Raw genomic sequence first — 15,950 nt, 5'->3', positions numbered from 1 at the left:
TCTGGCATCAGGTGACTGATTGCTCTGTGCGCGGTGCGGGCGCCGGCCGGGCTGGAGCGGGGCGGAGACAGGAGCGCAGGCCCGGCCGGGGGCCGGGCCGCGCGCGGGGAGCGGAGCGAGCCGCCTTGAACCAGTAGGGAGACTTTGAATCACGCCTGTTCTGCTGGACGCTGACGTCGCTTCTGTCTCTGCTGCCTGCTGGCTCGTGGTGTAGAACCCTGGACATGGGGAGTGAACGGCGAGAGCGGATGCGGGCGCTAGGGATGCGTCTTCGTGCGCTTCGCAGAGAAGCCGGCCTGACGGGTGCTGTGTTGGCGCAGCGTGCCCGTGTGGGGCAGCCGACGGTGTCCAAGGTCGAGAACGGGCGCATGGTTCCGAGCCTCGATGTGCTGGACCGGCTCTCACGTGCCCTCGACCTGGATGAGACGGCCACCCGCGAGGTGCGTGACCTCCTGGCCGCGGTAGAGGCGGCTCCAGTCTCCGGCGGACCGGAAGACGCTGAGCCCTCAACGGGTGCGGCTGTTGACGAGGAGGTTCGTTCCGCTCGGCTGGTGCGCTCGTTTCAGTGCGTTGTTCTGCCGGCCATGCTCCAGAGTGCGGAGTACGCACGGCACGTCTTCGAGAGTGCGCCGGATGCGGCGCCTGAGTCCGTGGGCCGAGCTGTGGCTGCCCGTGTGGATCGGCAGAGCGTGCTGTACGAACCTGGGCGCGAGTCGGTGTTCGTGCTGACTGAGGGCGTGCTCCGTACTTGGCCGGGTACCCCGGCACTGATGCTCGCTCAGCTGGATCGGTTGCTGGCCGTCGAGAGTCTGAGCACCGTCCGGCTCGGGGTCGTCCCTTGGCGTCGCCCGGTTCCGGTCCTGCCTCGCCATGGGTTCACGTTGTGCGACCGGCGAGCGGTTGTGGTCGAGACGTTCGGCGCCGAGTTGGTGTCGACGGACTCCACCGAGGTGGCCGCGTACGAGGACACGTTCGGTCGCTTCGAACGGGCTGCCATCTTTGGGGAGGACGTGCGGAAGCTCCTGCTCCAGGTGATGCAGGAGTTTCACGCCTTGGGAGACAGCCTCACTCCATAGAGGAATAATTCCTCTGTATGCCTGGCCTGTTGGATGCCGTTGGGAATACGCTGCCGCTGGCTGTCTAGTCCCCTAGACGATAGTGAGGAGCTTCCCATGCGGTCCAAGTGGTGCCGTGCCTTTCCCGGGGTGGCCGATGAGGTGGCGCATGCCCGTCACTTCGTCGCTGCACTGCTCGACGGGTATGACCCCGTCGACGACGCCGTGTTGATCGTGAGTGAACTCGCCACCAATGCCGTGCGGCACTCGCTGAGCGGTGCGGTCGGCGGATGGTTCCTCGTGGTCGTCTGCTTCGGTGATGACCGCGTGCGCATCGAGGTGGTCGACCAGGGCGGCGAACACGTGCCGCACCTGTGTGACGTGACCGGCCAGGAAGAAAGTGGACGCGGGCTGCTGCTGATCGCGGCCTGTGCCAAGGACTGGGGTGTGAAGAATTGGCCCGACGGGCGCACCGTCTGGGCCGAGCTGGCAATGGAGAGGGTGTGATCACGCCCGGTTCGTGGGCGCTCGACGATCACACGGCGGGCGGTGGCGGGTGACTCCTCGGGGTGTGCCTCGGCGGCGGTCCCGGTTCTTCGTGGTCGATGTTCGTACAGGGCGGCGCCTCCCGCCCATTCCGTCTAGGGCCCTAGACTCCTGGTTACTTCTAGGAGGTGCGGTCATGTCGGACGAGCTGCAGCGGATCACGGCCATCGATGATCCGTATCTGCTCCTACGCGAGGTCACCAAAAGGCTGGCCGACGCGCAGCAGGAGGTGACCGAGCTTGCCCGGCTCCGCCGCCGCGTGGTCCAGGACCTCCACGCGCAAGGGCTGTCCTACGCGCAGATCGCCGAGAAGGCCGGCCTGAGCCGTGGGCGGATTCACCAGATCCGGCACACCGGCCCGGCGCCCGAGGGGGCCTTCCTGGGCGCGGGTGCCGTCACCGTGGTGACACCCCTGCGGTGGGACGCCGAGAAGAAGCGCCCGGTCGTCGCCATGGCCGACATGAACTCCGGGAAGCGGCTGGAGGAGCTGGCCAAGTCCTATGGGCTTGCCGTCAGCTCCGGTCACGTGCAGGTGAGCGGTGAGATCGACCTGAACCGTGACGGTCTGATCGTCGTCTGCGGACCGGGTATGTCCGAGGCCATGAAGGATCTGTACGCCCAGGACCCGGTACTCGGCTGGGAACATCCGGAAGGCGAACCTTGGGCGCTGATGGACCGACGTACCGGCGCGAAGCACAATGCCGGCGCGGACATTGAGCCCCGCCGCCCGCACGACGTCGGATACCTCGGCAGGCTGCCCCGACCGGACGGCAACGGCTCGGTACTCGCCATCGCCGGAATCCACACGGCAGGCTCCCTCGGCGTGGTCCATCTGCTCACGTCCGACCTCAACTCGCTCTGGGGGCAGGTGGGCGAACGTCACTTCTCCACGCTGGTGAGCGTCGACTACGACCCCGAGACCGACGAGCCGCAATCCGTCGAACTTCTCTGCCCCCTCTACCTGCACGACGAGGAGGCGACGGCGTGAACGTCGCCCTCGGCTCGCAGCCGGCCGACGCAGGACGGGAGAACGAGGACTTCGCCGCAGCCGGCCTCGGGGCAGCCGTCCTGCTCGACGGTGCCGGCGTCGCCGGGGCCGAAACCGGATGCGTACACGGCATCGCCTGGTTCTCCTCGACGTTGGGCGGGCTGCTGCTGGCCGATATCGCGGCGCGCCCTGCCCGGTCGCTCGCCGACTGTCTCGCCGACTCGATCCGGACGGTCCGCTCCCTGCACGAGGACACCTGCGACCTTGCCTATCGGGCCAGCCCGACCAGTACGGTGGTAGCCGTCCGGGTCCAGGCAGGAGCTCTGGAGTACCTCGTCCTCGGTGACTCGACCCTCCTCCTCGCCGAGGAGGACGGGAGCACGGCTGCCGTCACCGACCAGCGCCTGGACGCCGTCGGGGATCGGCTGCGCGGGCCGCTCGACGCACTGCCCACCGGTTCGCCCGAACACGCCGCCGCCCTCGCTGAATACAGGGACGCCTTGACGGGCCTCCGCAACCGACCGGGTGGCTTCTGGATCGCCGGCCCAGACCCGCGGGCGGCCGAGCATGCGCTGACGGGAACCGTCCCTCTGGATTCTCTGACCTCTGTGACGCTGCTCAGTGATGGGGCAACTCGACTCGTCGACAGCTTCCAACTCGCGGACTGGAAAGAAGTGTTGGGCCTCCTCAATTCGTCGGGCCCGGATGAGCTGATCCGCCGCGTACGCGCAGCCGAAGCGGGCGACCCTGACGGTCGGCGCTGGCCGCGAGGGAAGACCCGCGACGATGCCACCGCGCTGCATTGGGTCATGCCGTAGCGGACTCCGCGGTCTTCAAGCCATCTCGTATACCCCCCTAGACAGTTGACGGTGCGTCCGGTTACGGTAGGCGTCAACCCCCCTAGACAGTTAAGGCGGCCACCCTCTTGCTGTCTAGGGGGGTATCCAGCCCGATCCGGCGTCCGCGATGGGCGCCCCATTCAAGTGAGGTTCACAGAATGCGATTCATCCCCGTGGACACCTCGTCCGCCACCCTGCTGGTCACGAAGCTGCCCGAGGTCAAGGTGAGGGACCGGCAGACCGGTGAGGTGGCCGTCGATCCGGTGACCAACGACCGGCTCATGGTCCTGGAGCTGGTGTTCATTGCCGAGGGCGGCTCCGACATGATCAAGGTCACCGTCCCTGAGAAGGGTGTCGGTGAGGGCCTGGTCATGGGGGCTCCGGTCTTCCTGTCCGGGCTGGTTGCCCGGCCCTGGGAGAGCGAGTTCGGCGGCCGCGCCCGGCACGGCATCGCATACAGGGCCGACGCTGTGATGGTCGGTACCCCGGCGGCGGCACAGGGCTGAGCGCGATGACCGATGCCCTGTGGATTCTGTTGCTGGGCTTGCTGGCGGTGGCCGCGCTGGTCGCGGTGCGCCGTCGGCTGCCGGTCCTGTTCTGGTGGCTGGTCGGGTATCCGACCGTCACGCTTCGGGTGCTCACCACGTACCGGGCCACCATGGATGCCTGCGGCCTCACAGTGCCCGCGTCGGCCATGCGCCGGGCCACCGCCCGCATGATGGGGCGGCAGGCTGCCCCCGTACCGCCTCGCCGGTCACTGGCGCTGCCGACGGGGTCCGGACTCGTGATGCGCCTGCGCATGGCAGCAGGACAGGCACCCGAGGATTTCAACGCTGCGGCCGATCGACTGCGGCATGCCTGGGGCGCACACGCTGTGCACGTACGGCCTACCAAACCAGGACGGTTGGAGCTGCGGTTGGTGGGCTGGGATGTCCTCGCTGACGTCCGGCCCCCTAGGCGAAGGCTGCGCACCGAACCGCTGTCCCTGCCGCTGGCGCTGCGTGAAGACGGGCACTGGCACATCCGGGACTTCCACACCGTGCCGCACGAACTGATCCTCGGCGCCACCCAGTCGGGCAAGTCCGTGTACCTGCGCAATCTGCTGTGCGGGCTGGCCCCGCAACCGGTCGCGCTCGCCGGTATCGACTGCAAGTGGGGTGTCGAACTGGCGCCCTTCGCGCCCCGGTTGTCAGCTCTGGCGGATACGCCGGACCGTGCGAACGAACTACTGGACGCTTTGGTGGAGGAGATGGAGGCCCGGTTCCGCCTCATCGGCCTGAGGAGCGGGGCCGCTCCGGACACGGGGCTGACTTCGGACGTCTGGGGTTTGCCGGAGAAGCTGCGGCCGGTGCCGGTCGTGGTCGTCGTCGATGAGGTCGCCGAACTCTTCCTGGCCGCCGGCAAGGATGACGAGAAGCGGCGCGACGCCATGGTCACCAAGCTCATCCGCCTTGCCCAACTTGGCCGCGCGGCCGGCATCTACCTTGAGGTCTGCGGGCAGCGCTTCGGCGCCGAACTCGGCAAGGGAGCCACCATGCTCCGTGCGCAGCTCACCGGCCGTGTGTGCCACCGCGTCAACGACGAGACGTCCGCGAACATGGCGCTCGGCGACATCGCGCAGGAAGCGGCACTGGCCGCAACGTCCATCCCGGCCGAACGTCCCGGCGTCGCGGTCGTCGGCGACTCCTCGGGTGGCTGGTCCCGCGTCCGCTCCCCTCACCTCACCCTGGACGACGCGGCAGAGGTCTGCCGCGAAACCTCGGGCCTGGTCCCCGAACTGCCTCGACTCGACGCCTTCCGGCCCATCGCCGTGCAGCCCGCCGGGCCTTCCTCCACCACTTCTGCCGTGCCCACGGCCCGCCCGGTGACCGAGTAACCGCACTTCCTCTCCCTCGGCCGGCGTGACCGCCTCGCGCCATGTCCCTACCCCTCCCATGCCCAAGACCGGAAGGAGACCGAGCCGATGCGTGCCCATTCGGCCCGCGTAGACGCCGTGGTCGTCCAGGCCGTCATCGCCGGTGCCCTGTCCTTCTCCCACCTGCACGACCTCGCTGCGGCTGCCGGACAGGACGGCTGGAAGGCGTGGGCCTATCCCGTGAGCGTCGACCTGCTCCTGGTCGCGGCTTGGCGCCGGATGCGTCAGCAGCAGCTAGGGGGAGTGGCGGCCGGTGGCCCGCGGCTGTGGTTCCTGGTGGCCCTCGCCGCATCACTCGGCGCCAACGTCGCCACGGCCGGGCTCCTCGACCTGGACGACGTACCGGCTTGGCTCCGCGTGACGGTCGCGGGCTGGCCAGCCGTCGCCTTCTTCGGGGGCACCTTGCTGGCTCACGCCCCGGAAACGCCGAGGGTCTCTGCCTCCCCAGCGACGGACGCCGACCCAACTCGACGACAGGCTGCGGCTGTCATCGACCGGCCCGACCGTGACGCGCAGCCGGCGCCCTCCAACAACCCCGAACCGGACCCAAAACCCACCACCGAACCGGCCGCAACTCCGGCCCCGCTGACCGCTTCCACGGTCAACCTGCCGCCCGCCCTCGTCGATCGGGCCCGGGCGCTGGCAGAGGAGCACCGCACCGCCACTGGCCGCCCCGCCGACCCCGACGCCGTTCGAGTCCGGCTCGGCCTGCCTCCGTCCATGACCCCATCCGTCGCCGCACACCTCTGAGAGGAGCAACGCCATGAACCGGCGCTTCCGCGACGTCCGCCGCATCGGCCCCGTCAATGTCGCCTCGTTCGTCGACCGCGGCCGTAACCGACACCTCGCCGCCTGCACCGCGCCCCGCTGCGACTTCTCCACCGAGTACGACAGCCGCGCCGCTGCCGAACTCGCCGCCCGCACCCACCGTTGCCCGGCCTGAACAGGAGACCACCGAAGTGGAAGTACCGCTCTGGCTCGCCCTGCTCGTCGTCGGAGTCCTCGGCGTCAAGCTCGTCCGCCCGCCCCTGTGGCTCATCGCCGTTCTGCTCGTGGGCGGCTACCTGCTCGCCGACAGCCTGCTTGCTCCCGTCATCGACAGCTTCCTCAAGTGACCCACGAAAGGGGATCGTTCGTGTTCCGACCGAAAGTCCCGACCATGCCGCAGCCCACCGGCCCGGCCACCGTCGTCGAACCGACCGCCATCACGCCGGGCGTTCCAGCTCGGTCATCGGCCCCCGTCGCTCCGATTCCGCCTCGCACGGCCGGCCGTTTCACACCGGGAAGCGTGCTCGCCCTCGCTGGCGGCGGCACCGCTGTGGTCCTGGTCGTCGGCGCCGTCCTGGTCTCCATGCTCCTCGCTGTCGCCATCACCGCCGCGTCCGTGGCCGTCTGCGCCGTCGTCATTCGCTCGATCCTGACCCGCCGCTGATCCCGCTTCTCTGCTCGCCCAGCCTGCTCACACTGTCTAGCCCCCTCGACAGGCCGGGCGCTCACACCCCACGTCCATCTCTTCCGAGGAGGAACCCGCACATGCGCCCTGCGGCTCCGACCGCAGCCATCCGCCAGCTGGCCGCACTCGCCCGGCACGGCGACGTCAGCGCCTACGCACACCAGATCCAGCGTCTTGGCGGCTGTGAGCGGCCCGTACGAATGGAGGGCCACCGGCTCGACGTCCACGCCGCCACCGGGGAGATCGTCCGCGAGATCGCCGATCGAGACCTTCCGGCCGGGCAGCTTCTGATCCGCTGCAACAACCGGCGCGCCACCCGGTGCGCCGCCTGCGCCGAGATCTACCGCAAAGACACCTTCCACCTGGTCACCGCGGGGCTGAGCGGCGGCAAGGGCGTCGGCCCGTCGGTTGCCCAACACCCGCGCGTCTTCGCCACGTTCACCGCCCCATCCTTTGGCCCCGTCCACAACCGCCCCGGCAGCGCTCGGTGCCGCTGCGGACACCTGCACCCCGACGACGACCCCGCACTCGGCACACCCCTCGACCCCGACCGCTACGACTACCGAGCGGCCGTCCTGTGGAACGCCCACGCCGGGGCCCTGTGGGGCCGCTTCACCACCTACCTGCGCCAGCACCTCGCCTCCCGCGCGGGCCTCACCCGCTCGGCGCTGCGCCACTGCCTCAAGGTCTCCTACGCCAAGGTCGCCGAGTACCAGCGGCGCGGCGCCGTCCACTTCCATGCCGTCATCCGCCTCGACGGCCCGGACGGCGCCGAGGACACCCCGCCGGCCTGGGCCACGACCGAACTTCTCATTGACGCGATCCGCTCGGCGGCTCGGATGGCCGAGGCCCCCGGTCCTGTCCTCGACGGCCACGTGTACGCCTTCCGCTTCGGCGAACAGCTCGACATCCGTCCCATCCGCTCCGCCGACTTCGCGGGCACCTCGGAACTGTCCAGCCGCGCCGTGGCGGCCTACATCGCCAAGTACGCAACCAAGGGCGCCGAAACCGCCGGCACCTTGGACCGACCCATCCGCAACCCGATCACCGACCTGATCGGCTCCGGCGTCACCGACCACGCCCGGCGCATGATCCTCACCTGCTGGAAGCTCGGAGCGCTGCCCGAACTCGAAGACCTGCGCCTGCGCAAGTGGGCCCACATGCTCGGCTTCCGCGGCCACTTCTCCACCAAGTCCCGCGCCTACTCCGTCACCCTCGGCGCCCTCCGCCAGGAACGCGCCGACCACAACGAAGCCCTGGCCCGCGAACGTGCGGCTGAAGCGGGCCACCCGCTGCCCGACCCGGACTCGGTTCTCGTCCTCTCTCATTGGGTCTTTGCCGGCACTGGGCTGACGGCCGCGGAACGCCTGCTTACTCACGGCACCCCGTCACCTGCGAACTCGACGAACGACGATACGGAAGGAGCTCCGGCGTGGACCGCCGACGCGATGAACTCATGACCGTTCCGCAGATCCTCGCTGAGCTGGGTGGTGTGTCCCGACGCACTTTCTACCGGTGGCGCGAACTGGGCCAGGGACCTGCTGCCTTCAAGCTGCCCAACGGCGAACTTCGGGTGTGGCGAAGTGACTTCGCCACGTGGCTGCGACAGTTGGAGGCGGCGGCGTGAAGTCTCTCGACGTCAGAGTCTGGGGCGTGCGCAAGCGGGACACCAAGACGCCCTCCTATGGCGTTCGCTGGTCCGTCGCCGGCAACGTCTTCTCGGACTCATTCCGAACCAAGGCGCTCGCGGATCACTACCGAGCGAAGCTCATGGGCGCAATGCGCGGTGGCGAGGAGTTTGACACCGAGACTGGTCTCCCGGCCTCGATGGAGGAGAAGAAGTCACCATTGAGCTGGTACGGCTTCGCGCTCAAGTACCTCGCCATGAAGTGGCCCCACGCTGCACCCAACACGCGAGACGGCATCAACGAGTCCTTGACCAGCGTGACCATGGAACTCCTGGAAGAGCGAGCAGGACGCCCGTCTGACGAGGAGATCCGCAAGGCATTGCGTAGCTGGGCTTTCGTGCTGCCAGGGCCGAACAACCGCGAAGTCCCGGACAACATCCAAAACGTTCTGCACTGGGTGTCGAAAGCGTCCCGACCGCTTGCGGATCTCGCGGAACCGGCGACGGCCCGAGCAGTGCTCGACGGCCTGAAGCTCAAGCTTGACGGGACCGCGGCAGCTGCTGAGACCGTGCGACGTAAGCGGCGAACCCTGGTGAACGCTGCGAATTATGCGGTCGACCTGGGGGAGCTGCGTGAGAACCCGATCACGGCGGTTCGCTGGCAGAAACCCAAGGTTTCGAACCAGGTGGACCCGCGCGTTGTCGCCAACCCCGAGCAGGCCCGCAACCTTCTGGCGGCGGTGTCCTACGTCGGCGGCTACCGGCGTGCTCGCGGCCGGCGCCTCGTCGGGCTGTTCGCGGCGATGTACTTCGGCGGTCTGCGTCCTGCTGAAGCGGTCGGCCTGGTCGAGACTGATCTGCTCCTCCCCGAGCAGGGCTGGGGCTCGGCGCTGCTCCACCGGACTCGCCCGTCGGTCGGTAAGCGGTGGACCGACTCGGGGGAGACCCACGACGACCGCGGGCTCAAGAATCGGCCGACCGAGGACGTGAGGCGGGTGCCGATTCCCCCTCACCTCGTTGCAGTGCTCCGTGAGCACCTGGCCACTTTCGGCACGGCGGACGATGGGCGGCTCTTCTTCAGCGAGAAGGGTTCGGTCGTCCCGTCTTCGACGTACTACCGCGTATGGCAGGAGGCACGGCTTTTCGCGCTCCCGCCGGCCGTCGCGGCCTCGCCACTCGCAAGTCGGCCCTACGACCTGAGGCACTCGGCGCTCTCCACGTGGCTCAACGCGGGGGTCGACCCCACTGAGGTTGCTGAGCGTGCTGGCAACAGCGTTGAGGTCCTGCTGAGTCGCTATGCGAAGTGCCTCGACGGCCGTCAGGACGTCGCCAACCGGCGTATTGAGGATCTGCTCCGCGAGTACGAATGACGGCATGCGGCATGTCGGAGGCCCCTGGCGTGATGCCAGGGGCTTCTCGTGTGCCTGGCCGGTCAGATGGGCCGAGTGGCCTGCGCTTGCTCAGACGACAGTAGGCGCTCAAGGGCCCTCCGCTCACTGTCGAGCGCAGCAAGCATTCGCGAGCGAGCTTGCTCGAAGCCGGGCTCAACCTCGACGCCGAGGTCATGGCGCAGGGCCACCCGCAGGAGGTACACGCCGTCGGACATTGGACCGCTGAACCAAGCTCCGGCGCGGGCGTAGGCCCCGGCTGGATCGGGACTGATCGACAGCTGCTTCACGATGGTGTACCCGACTCCGAGTGCTCGGTTGAGGGTCGAGGCGATCTCATGGACGTCTCTCGGTAGAGCCATCTGTGCCACGGAGTAGTTCTCCGCCCAAGCGTCCTTGGCGGCGTCGAGGACTGCCGGCTCGACGGTCTCACCGCGCTCCGCGGCCCGGACCGCGTCCCGGGCCGCGACGCGATAGGCACGGGCCGTGGTGTTCAGGCGGGCGTAGAGATCTCGCCTGGCTTCCTGCGCCCGGTCCTGGCGGTCCTCGGCCCGTTCACGATCGGCCCGCTGGTTCTGCTCGCGGGTGACGCGCTGGCTGAGCACCGCCCCGCCGAGAGTCCCGCTCAACGTCCCTCCCACACCGATAAGCGCGACGGCTAGCGTGGTCACGTCCACGAGATCCCCCAACTCGTCCGTACGAAGCCTGCGGACGGCGCAAGGCACGGCTCCCCACCTGAGCGCCGTCCAACATCGGCAAGACGATAACGGGGGACTGCGGCTGTTGGGCCACGATGGGGCAGTTCACCTGCGGGAATGGTCCAAGATCCCGTCCACGCCTCGTCCACAGACCCCGGCATACGGCCGCTTCGGCCCGCATACGCCTGCGCATACGCGAAGACCCCGGCCTCAGCGTTTCCGCTGGTGACGGGGTCTTTGGGCACCGTATGAAGGGTGCCCCCGGCAGGATTCGAACCTGCGCACACGGCTCCGGAGGCCGTTGCTCTATCCCCTGAGCTACGGGGGCGTGTCGGGCGCCTTGTGGGGCGGCGACGGGTAGAACCCTACCAGCTCCCTCGGGGTGTTCATGAACAGGTTTGTTGAGGTCCGGCCGGGCGTCGCCCCTGTCCGTGTTCACGGTGTGCGCCGGCGGTCCCAGGAGGCCTGTGTCGGTGCCCGGGAGGGCTTCCCTCGCAGTGGTTCGGCGATCCGCCGCCCCGTCCCCCGCGCGGGGCGGAAGTATGGAAAACCCGGACGCGGTGGCCTGTCTCGACCTACTCTCGAGTTGTGCCAGGCACTTCGGGCCGGGTGCTTGTTGTGGACGACAACAAGGTCATCCGGCAGTTGATCAGGGTCAATCTCGAGCTGGAGGGGCTCGAGGTCGTGACCGCGGCCGATGGTGCCGAGTGTCTGGATGTCGTTCATCAGGTGCGGCCGGATGTCGTGACCCTCGATGTGGTCATGCCTCGGCTGGACGGGCTGCGCACCGCCGCCCGGCTGCGTTCCGACCCCCGTACCCGTGATCTGCCCCTCGCCATCGTCAGCGCCTGCACCTCCTACGAGGTCGAGACCGGGCTCGACGTCGGTGTCGACGCCTTTCTCGCCAAGCCCTTCGAGCCCGCCGAACTCGTGCGTCTCGTACAGCAGTTGATCGAGCAGAGGCGAAGCGGGGGTGGCGCGGGAGGGGACGACTCCTCCCTCGGGCCCCGAGCGACCCTGGGGGAGTTCGGAACCGTCCTCGGCCTCGGCGAGGCCGAGCGTCTCGAGCGTGTCGAGTGTGCGGACCGTGCCGAGTGTGCGGAGCACGCCGAGCGTGCCGGGCGGGTCTCAGGCGCCTGAAGAGGACCCGCTGGTGCCATGCGCCTCAAGATGGCCCGCCGGTGCCATGCGCCTGAACCTGAAGAAGGCCCGCCGGTGCCATGCGCATGAAGAGGGTCCATCGGAGCCTGAGGGCCTCCGCCGACGCCCGTCCGCGTCCGCCTCGTCGCCCAAACCGACAAACCTCCGCTCCGTCCCACATCCCGGGACCCCTCGAAACCGGCTCGCCTACCCACCCCCCTCCTCCCCTACGCTTGTCCCGTGACCCCCGTCGAGCTCTCCCGCACCGTGCTGCGCGCGGTGCGTCGTGCTGTCGACGAGGGCGAGCTCAGCGTTCCCGTGCCGGCGTGGGCCGTCGTCACGCCCCCCGGCCCCGGCGGCTGCGGTGACTACGCCACCAACATCGCCCTCCAGCTCGCCCGCCCCGCCGGCCAACCGCCCCTCCGCGTGGCCGAGATCCTGCGGCAGTACCTGGCCGGGACCGCCGGCGTCGCCGACGTCACCGTCACCCGGCCCGGCTTTCTCAACATCAGCCTGAGCGACACCGCGCCGGCCACCTTCGCCCTCGCCCGCCAGATCCTCGCGGAGGGCATGGAGTACGGCCATGGCGACGCCCTCGCCGGCCGGATCGTCGAGCTGCGCATCCCGTACGACGTCCGTGCCGAGGTCGTCGCCGACGCGCTCACCCGTCTCGTCGCCGCCCAGGGCGGCCGCGCCGAGGTCGACCACCGCGAGCCCGTCAACCTCCGGCCCGTCCCGGCGCCCGAGGACCCCGCCCCGCTCGGCCCCGACGCCGCACGCTGGGCACTGCTGTACCCCGCCGCCCACGACCGGCCGCGCATCACCGCCGATCATCTGGTCCAACGCGAGAGCAACCCTCTCTTCCGCGTCCGTTACGCCCACGCCCGCACCCGGGCCCTCGGCCGTAACGCCGCCGCCCTCGGCTTCGCCGCCGAGCCCGGAGATCCTGCCTTCGAGGGCAACCTCCACACCCACCCCCGCAACGCCCCCGCACAAAACCTCGCCCCCCTCCTCACCGCCCTCGCCGACCACCCCCGTGTTCTCGCCCGGGCGGCGGCTCACCGTGCCCCCGACCGTCTCGCCCGGCACCTCGTCACCGTCGCCGATGCCGTGCTCCCCTTTCTTCCCGCCGTGCTCCCGCTCGGCGAGGAGAAACCCTCGGCCGCCCACCGCGCCCGGCTGGCCCTTGCCGAAGCCGCCGGGACGGTGCTGGCCGGCGGCCTGTCCCTGCTCGGCATCGACGCACCCGACCACCTCTAGAGGCAGCCGGAGGAGTCGCCTGGAGCTGCAACCGCCACACCGTCGGAGACTTGGTCCGATGGACAGTCGTCGGACCTGACGGACAGACCTGCACCGTCCACGATCACGATCCACAGTCCACGGTCCACGGCTCACGGGTTCACGGTCCGCAGCTCCCCCCGACCCCCCCACCGCCCCCAGAGAAAGCCAAGAAAGCCACTGAGATGAGCCGTTCCGCACACCCCGCCGGGCCCCGTCACGCCGATGTCCTTCCCGAGGGGCACTACTCCGCGCCGCCCACCGACCTCAACGCCCTCGACCCGAAGGTGTGGGCCCAGACGGTCGGTCGGGGCGAGGACGGTGTCGTCACCGTCGGTGGTATCGACGTGAAGCGGATCGCCGAGGAGTTCGGCACTCCCGCCTACGTCCTCGACGAGACCGACTTCCGGGCGCGGGCGCGCGCCTGGCGTACCGCCTTCGGGCAGGACGCCGACGTCTTCTACGCGGGCAAGGCGTTCCTGTCCCGGGCAGTGGTGCGCTGGCTGCACGAGGAGGGGCTCAACCTCGACGTCTGTTCCGGCGGCGAGCTCGCCACCGCGCTCTCGGCCGGTATGCCCGCGGACCGCATCGCCTTCCACGGCAACAACAAGTCGGCCGAGGAGATCCGCAGGGCGGTCACCGCCGGTGTCGGGCGGATCGTTCTCGACTCCTTCCAGGAGATCGTGCGGGTCGCGCACATCGCGCAGGAGCTCGGCAAGCGGCAGCGGGTGCAGATCCGTATCACCGTGGGCGTGGAAGCGCATACGCACGAGTTCATCGCCACCGCCCACGAGGACCAGAAGTTCGGCATTCCGCTGGCCGGCGGGCAGGCCGCGGAGGCCGTGCGGCGGGCGTTGCAGCTCGACGGGCTGGAGCTCATCGGGATCCACAGCCACATCGGGTCGCAGATCTTCGACATGTCCGGGTTCGAGGTCGCCGCCCACCGAGTGGTCGGGCTGCTCAAGGACATCCGGGACGAGCACGGGATCGAGTTGCCGGAGATCGACCTCGGCGGCGGGCTCGGGATCGCGTACACCAGTGACGACGACCCCCGTGAGCCGCACGAGATCGCCAAGGCCCTCACCGAGATCGTGACGCGCGAGTGCGAGGGCGCCCGGCTGCGCACGCCCCGCATCTCCGTCGAGCCCGGACGCGCCATCGTCGGGCCGACCGCCTTCACGCTGTACGAGGTCGGCACGATCAAGCCGCTCGACGGGCTGCGCACCTACGTCTCCGTCGACGGCGGCATGTCCGACAACATCCGCACCGCGCTCTACGACGCCGAGTACAGCGTCTCCCTGGTCTCCCGCACCTCCGACGCGGCGCCCATGCTCGCCCGCGTCGTCGGCAAGCACTGCGAGAGCGGGGACATCGTGGTCAAGGACGCGTTCCTGCCGGGCGACCTGGCGCCGGGCGACCTGATCGCCGTACCGGCGACGGGCGCGTACTGCAGGTCCATGGCCAGCAACTACAACCACGTTCTGCGTCCGCCCGTCGTCGCCGTGAGCGACGGTGAGGCGCGGGTCATCGTGCGGCGCGAGACGGAGGAGGACCTCCTGCGGCTCGACGTCGGGTGAGCCCCGTACGCCGTGCGGCGGGGTGGAAGATCTGCGGTTCTCCACCCCCCGACAAATGAAATAGATGTCTCACGATCCGGACAATCGACAGAAAGTCCCGTCCGGTGAGTGAGACTGGATCCACCGTAGACGGTATGAGGAAACGAGGTCGGATGATGCGTACGCGTCCGCTGAAGGTGGCGCTGCTGGGCTGTGGGGTTGTCGGCTCAGAGGTGGCGCGCATCATGACGACGCACGCCGACGACCTCGCCGCGAGGATCGGCGCCCCCGTCGAGCTCGCGGGCGTCGCCGTACGGCGTCCGAGCAAGGTGCGTGAGGGCATCGACCCGAGCCTTGTCACCACCGACGCGACCGCCCTGGTCAAACGCGGCGACATCGACGTCGTGGTCGAGGTGATCGGCGGGATCGAGCCCGCCCGCTCGCTCATCACCACCGCCTTCGAGCACGGCGCGTCCGTCGTCTCCGCGAACAAGGCCCTGCTCGCCCAGGACGGCGCCGCGCTGCACGCGGCCGCCGAGGAGCGCGGCCGGGACCTCTACTACGAGGCCGCCGTGGCCGGTGCCATCCCCCTGATCCGGCCGCTTCGCGAGTCCCTCGCCGGCGACAAGGTCAACCGGGTCCTCGGGATCGTCAACGGGACGACCAACTTCATCCTCGACAAGATGGACTCCACGGGCGCCGGCTATCAGGAGGCCCTCGACGAGGCCACCGCCCTGGGGTACGCGGAGGCCGACCCCACCGCCGACGTCGAGGGCTTCGACGCGGCCGCCAAGGCCGCCATCCTCGCCGGCATCGCCTTCCACTCCCGCGTGCGCCTCGACGACGTCTACCGCGAGGGCATGACCGAGGTCACCGCCTCCGACTTCCGTTCGGCGAAGGAGATGGGCTGCACCATCAAGCTGCTCGCCATCTGCGAGCGGGCCGAGGACGGCGGCTCGATCACCGCGCGTGTGCACCCCGCGATGATCCCGCTGACCCATCCGCTCGCCTCCGTGCGCGGCGCCTACAACGCCGTGTTCGTCGAGTCCGACGCGAGCGGACAGCTGATGTTCTACGGCCCCGGAGCGGGCGGTTCGCCGACCGCCTCCGCCGTTCTCGGCGACCTCGTCGCCGTCTGCCGCAACCGGCTCAGCGGGGCGACGGGGCCCGGCGAGTCGGCGTACGCCGCGCTGCCGGTGTCGGGGATGGGTGAGGTCGTCACCCGCTATCACATCAGCCTCGACGTCGCGGACAAACCGGGTGTTCTCGCCCAGGTGGCCACCGTGTTCGCCGAGCACGGCGTGTCCATCGATACCGTTCGGCAGCAGGGCAAGGACGGCGAGGCCTCTCTCGTCGTCGTCACCCACCGCGCGTCCGACGCCTCCCTGTCCGGGACCGTCGAGTCGCTGCGCAAGCTCGACACCGTGCGGGGTGTCGCCAGCATCATGCGGGTTGAAGGAGAGTAAC

General features: G+C 69.4%; 18 protein-coding genes and 1 tRNA gene. 17 read left to right on the top strand and 2 right to left on the bottom strand.

The genetic code is table 11. The features are described from left to right. Positions 1-224: 224 nt before the first annotated feature. The 13 genes from ACIGDI_RS09900 (at position 225) to ACIGDI_RS09840 (ending at position 9,793) form a co-directional block, all read left to right on the top strand. Positions 225-1,076 (top strand): helix-turn-helix domain-containing protein, encoded by an 852-nt coding sequence (locus ACIGDI_RS09900; RefSeq protein ID WP_399893265.1) that lies wholly within the window; start codon positions 225-227, stop codon positions 1,074-1,076. Between the two features lie 96 nt (positions 1,077-1,172). After that, positions 1,173-1,562 (top strand): ATP-binding protein, encoded by a 390-nt coding sequence (locus ACIGDI_RS09895; RefSeq protein WP_399893262.1) that lies wholly within the window; start codon positions 1,173-1,175, stop codon positions 1,560-1,562. Positions 1,563-1,737: 175 nt separating this feature from the next. After that, positions 1,738-2,589 (top strand): sigma factor-like helix-turn-helix DNA-binding protein, encoded by an 852-nt coding sequence (locus ACIGDI_RS09890; RefSeq protein WP_399893259.1) that lies wholly within the window; start codon positions 1,738-1,740, stop codon positions 2,587-2,589. Beyond that, positions 2,586-3,407 carry an integrase gene (locus tag ACIGDI_RS09885; protein ID WP_399893256.1) on the top strand — a complete coding sequence of 274 codons (822 nt, stop codon included), beginning with the start codon at positions 2,586-2,588 and terminating at the stop codon, positions 3,405-3,407. Before ACIGDI_RS09890 ends, ACIGDI_RS09885 begins: the two co-directional genes overlap by 4 nt. A gap of 179 nt (positions 3,408-3,586) precedes the next feature. Beyond that, entirely contained in the window at positions 3,587-3,934 is a 348-nt protein-coding gene (locus ACIGDI_RS09880; protein WP_351803626.1) for a hypothetical protein, read from the top strand. A 5-nt stretch (positions 3,935-3,939) separates the two neighbouring features. Then, positions 3,940-5,304 (top strand): FtsK/SpoIIIE domain-containing protein, encoded by a 1,365-nt coding sequence (locus ACIGDI_RS09875; protein ID WP_399893252.1) that lies wholly within the window; start codon positions 3,940-3,942, stop codon positions 5,302-5,304. Between the two features lie 87 nt (positions 5,305-5,391). Then, positions 5,392-6,093 carry a DUF2637 domain-containing protein gene (locus tag ACIGDI_RS09870; RefSeq protein ID WP_399893249.1) on the top strand — a complete coding sequence of 234 codons (702 nt, stop codon included), beginning with the start codon at positions 5,392-5,394 and terminating at the stop codon, positions 6,091-6,093. Between the two features lie 13 nt (positions 6,094-6,106). Beyond that, positions 6,107-6,286: a mobile element transfer protein gene (locus tag ACIGDI_RS09865; protein ID WP_086866375.1), complete on the top strand. Its 180-nt coding sequence runs from the start codon at positions 6,107-6,109 to the stop codon at positions 6,284-6,286. A 16-nt stretch (positions 6,287-6,302) separates the two neighbouring features. Continuing rightward, entirely contained in the window at positions 6,303-6,458 is a 156-nt protein-coding gene (locus ACIGDI_RS09860; RefSeq protein WP_399893245.1) for a hypothetical protein, read from the top strand. 20 nt (positions 6,459-6,478) lie between these two features. Continuing rightward, a complete protein-coding gene (locus ACIGDI_RS09855; protein WP_399893242.1) occupies positions 6,479-6,775 on the top strand; it encodes a SpdD-like protein in 297 nt (98 codons plus the stop codon). A 101-nt stretch (positions 6,776-6,876) separates the two neighbouring features. Beyond that, complete coding sequence (locus tag ACIGDI_RS09850; RefSeq protein ID WP_399893239.1) at positions 6,877-8,256, top strand: replication initiator; 1,380 nt, start codon at positions 6,877-6,879, stop codon at positions 8,254-8,256. Next, positions 8,253-8,423 (top strand): AlpA family transcriptional regulator, encoded by a 171-nt coding sequence (locus tag ACIGDI_RS09845; RefSeq protein ID WP_145827468.1) that lies wholly within the window; start codon positions 8,253-8,255, stop codon positions 8,421-8,423. The genes ACIGDI_RS09850 and ACIGDI_RS09845 overlap by 4 nt, the downstream gene beginning before the upstream one ends. Further along, positions 8,420-9,793, top strand: coding sequence for a tyrosine-type recombinase/integrase (locus tag ACIGDI_RS09840; RefSeq protein WP_399893236.1), 1,374 nt, complete (start codon positions 8,420-8,422; stop codon positions 9,791-9,793). Before ACIGDI_RS09845 ends, ACIGDI_RS09840 begins: the two co-directional genes overlap by 4 nt. 62 nt (positions 9,794-9,855) lie before the next feature. Here ACIGDI_RS09840 and ACIGDI_RS09835 read toward each other — a convergent pair whose 3' ends face one another. Next, positions 9,856-10,488, bottom strand: coding sequence for a hypothetical protein (locus ACIGDI_RS09835; protein WP_399893233.1), 633 nt, complete (start codon positions 10,486-10,488; stop codon positions 9,856-9,858). Between the two features lie 277 nt (positions 10,489-10,765). Next, positions 10,766-10,837 (bottom strand) — tRNA-Arg (locus ACIGDI_RS09830). 281 nt (positions 10,838-11,118) lie between these two features. Between ACIGDI_RS09830 and ACIGDI_RS09825 the strand changes: the two genes are divergently transcribed. The 4 genes from ACIGDI_RS09825 to ACIGDI_RS09810 all read left to right on the top strand — a co-directional run bounded on the left by ACIGDI_RS09825 (position 11,119) and on the right by ACIGDI_RS09810 (position 15,949). After that, positions 11,119-11,649 (top strand): response regulator, encoded by a 531-nt coding sequence (locus ACIGDI_RS09825; RefSeq protein ID WP_399895197.1) that lies wholly within the window; start codon positions 11,119-11,121, stop codon positions 11,647-11,649. Between the two features lie 240 nt (positions 11,650-11,889). Continuing rightward, on the top strand, positions 11,890-12,909 hold the full coding sequence (gene nrtL / locus ACIGDI_RS09820) for an ArgS-related anticodon-binding protein NrtL (protein WP_399893230.1): 1,020 nt from the start codon (positions 11,890-11,892) through the stop codon (positions 12,907-12,909). Between the two features lie 203 nt (positions 12,910-13,112). After that, entirely contained in the window at positions 13,113-14,504 is a 1,392-nt protein-coding gene (gene lysA / locus ACIGDI_RS09815) for a diaminopimelate decarboxylase (RefSeq protein WP_399893227.1), read from the top strand. Positions 14,505-14,656: 152 nt separating this feature from the next. Next, positions 14,657-15,949 carry a homoserine dehydrogenase gene (locus tag ACIGDI_RS09810; protein ID WP_399893224.1) on the top strand — a complete coding sequence of 431 codons (1,293 nt, stop codon included), beginning with the start codon at positions 14,657-14,659 and terminating at the stop codon, positions 15,947-15,949. Position 15,950: the final 1 nt, after the last annotated feature.

The organism is Streptomyces sp. NPDC085900 (assembly GCF_044540925.1).
GTDB lineage: Bacteria > Actinomycetota > Actinomycetes > Streptomycetales > Streptomycetaceae > Streptomyces > Streptomyces gilvifuscus.
This window is presented reverse-complemented; position numbering and strand designations above follow the sequence as displayed.

What these genes read in the sequence shown, in the direction of transcription:
- ACIGDI_RS09900 (WP_399893265.1), top strand. Translation starts at nt 225, where the DNA reads ATGGGGAGTGAACGGCGAGAGCGGATGCGGGCGCTAGGGATGCGTCTT.
- ACIGDI_RS09895 (WP_399893262.1), top strand. Translation starts at nt 1,173, where the DNA reads ATGCGGTCCAAGTGGTGCCGTGCCTTTCCCGGGGTGGCCGATGAGGTG.
- ACIGDI_RS09890 (WP_399893259.1), top strand. Translation starts at nt 1,738, where the DNA reads ATGTCGGACGAGCTGCAGCGGATCACGGCCATCGATGATCCGTATCTG.
- ACIGDI_RS09880 (WP_351803626.1), top strand. Translation starts at nt 3,587, where the DNA reads ATGCGATTCATCCCCGTGGACACCTCGTCCGCCACCCTGCTGGTCACG.
- ACIGDI_RS09875 (WP_399893252.1), top strand. Translation starts at nt 3,940, where the DNA reads ATGACCGATGCCCTGTGGATTCTGTTGCTGGGCTTGCTGGCGGTGGCC.
- ACIGDI_RS09870 (WP_399893249.1), top strand. Translation starts at nt 5,392, where the DNA reads ATGCGTGCCCATTCGGCCCGCGTAGACGCCGTGGTCGTCCAGGCCGTC.
- ACIGDI_RS09865 (WP_086866375.1), top strand. Translation starts at nt 6,107, where the DNA reads ATGAACCGGCGCTTCCGCGACGTCCGCCGCATCGGCCCCGTCAATGTC.
- ACIGDI_RS09850 (WP_399893239.1), top strand. Translation starts at nt 6,877, where the DNA reads ATGCGCCCTGCGGCTCCGACCGCAGCCATCCGCCAGCTGGCCGCACTC.
- ACIGDI_RS09845 (WP_145827468.1), top strand. Translation starts at nt 8,253, where the DNA reads ATGACCGTTCCGCAGATCCTCGCTGAGCTGGGTGGTGTGTCCCGACGC.
- lysA (WP_399893227.1), top strand. Translation starts at nt 13,113, where the DNA reads ATGAGCCGTTCCGCACACCCCGCCGGGCCCCGTCACGCCGATGTCCTT.
- ACIGDI_RS09810 (WP_399893224.1), top strand. Translation starts at nt 14,657, where the DNA reads ATGATGCGTACGCGTCCGCTGAAGGTGGCGCTGCTGGGCTGTGGGGTT.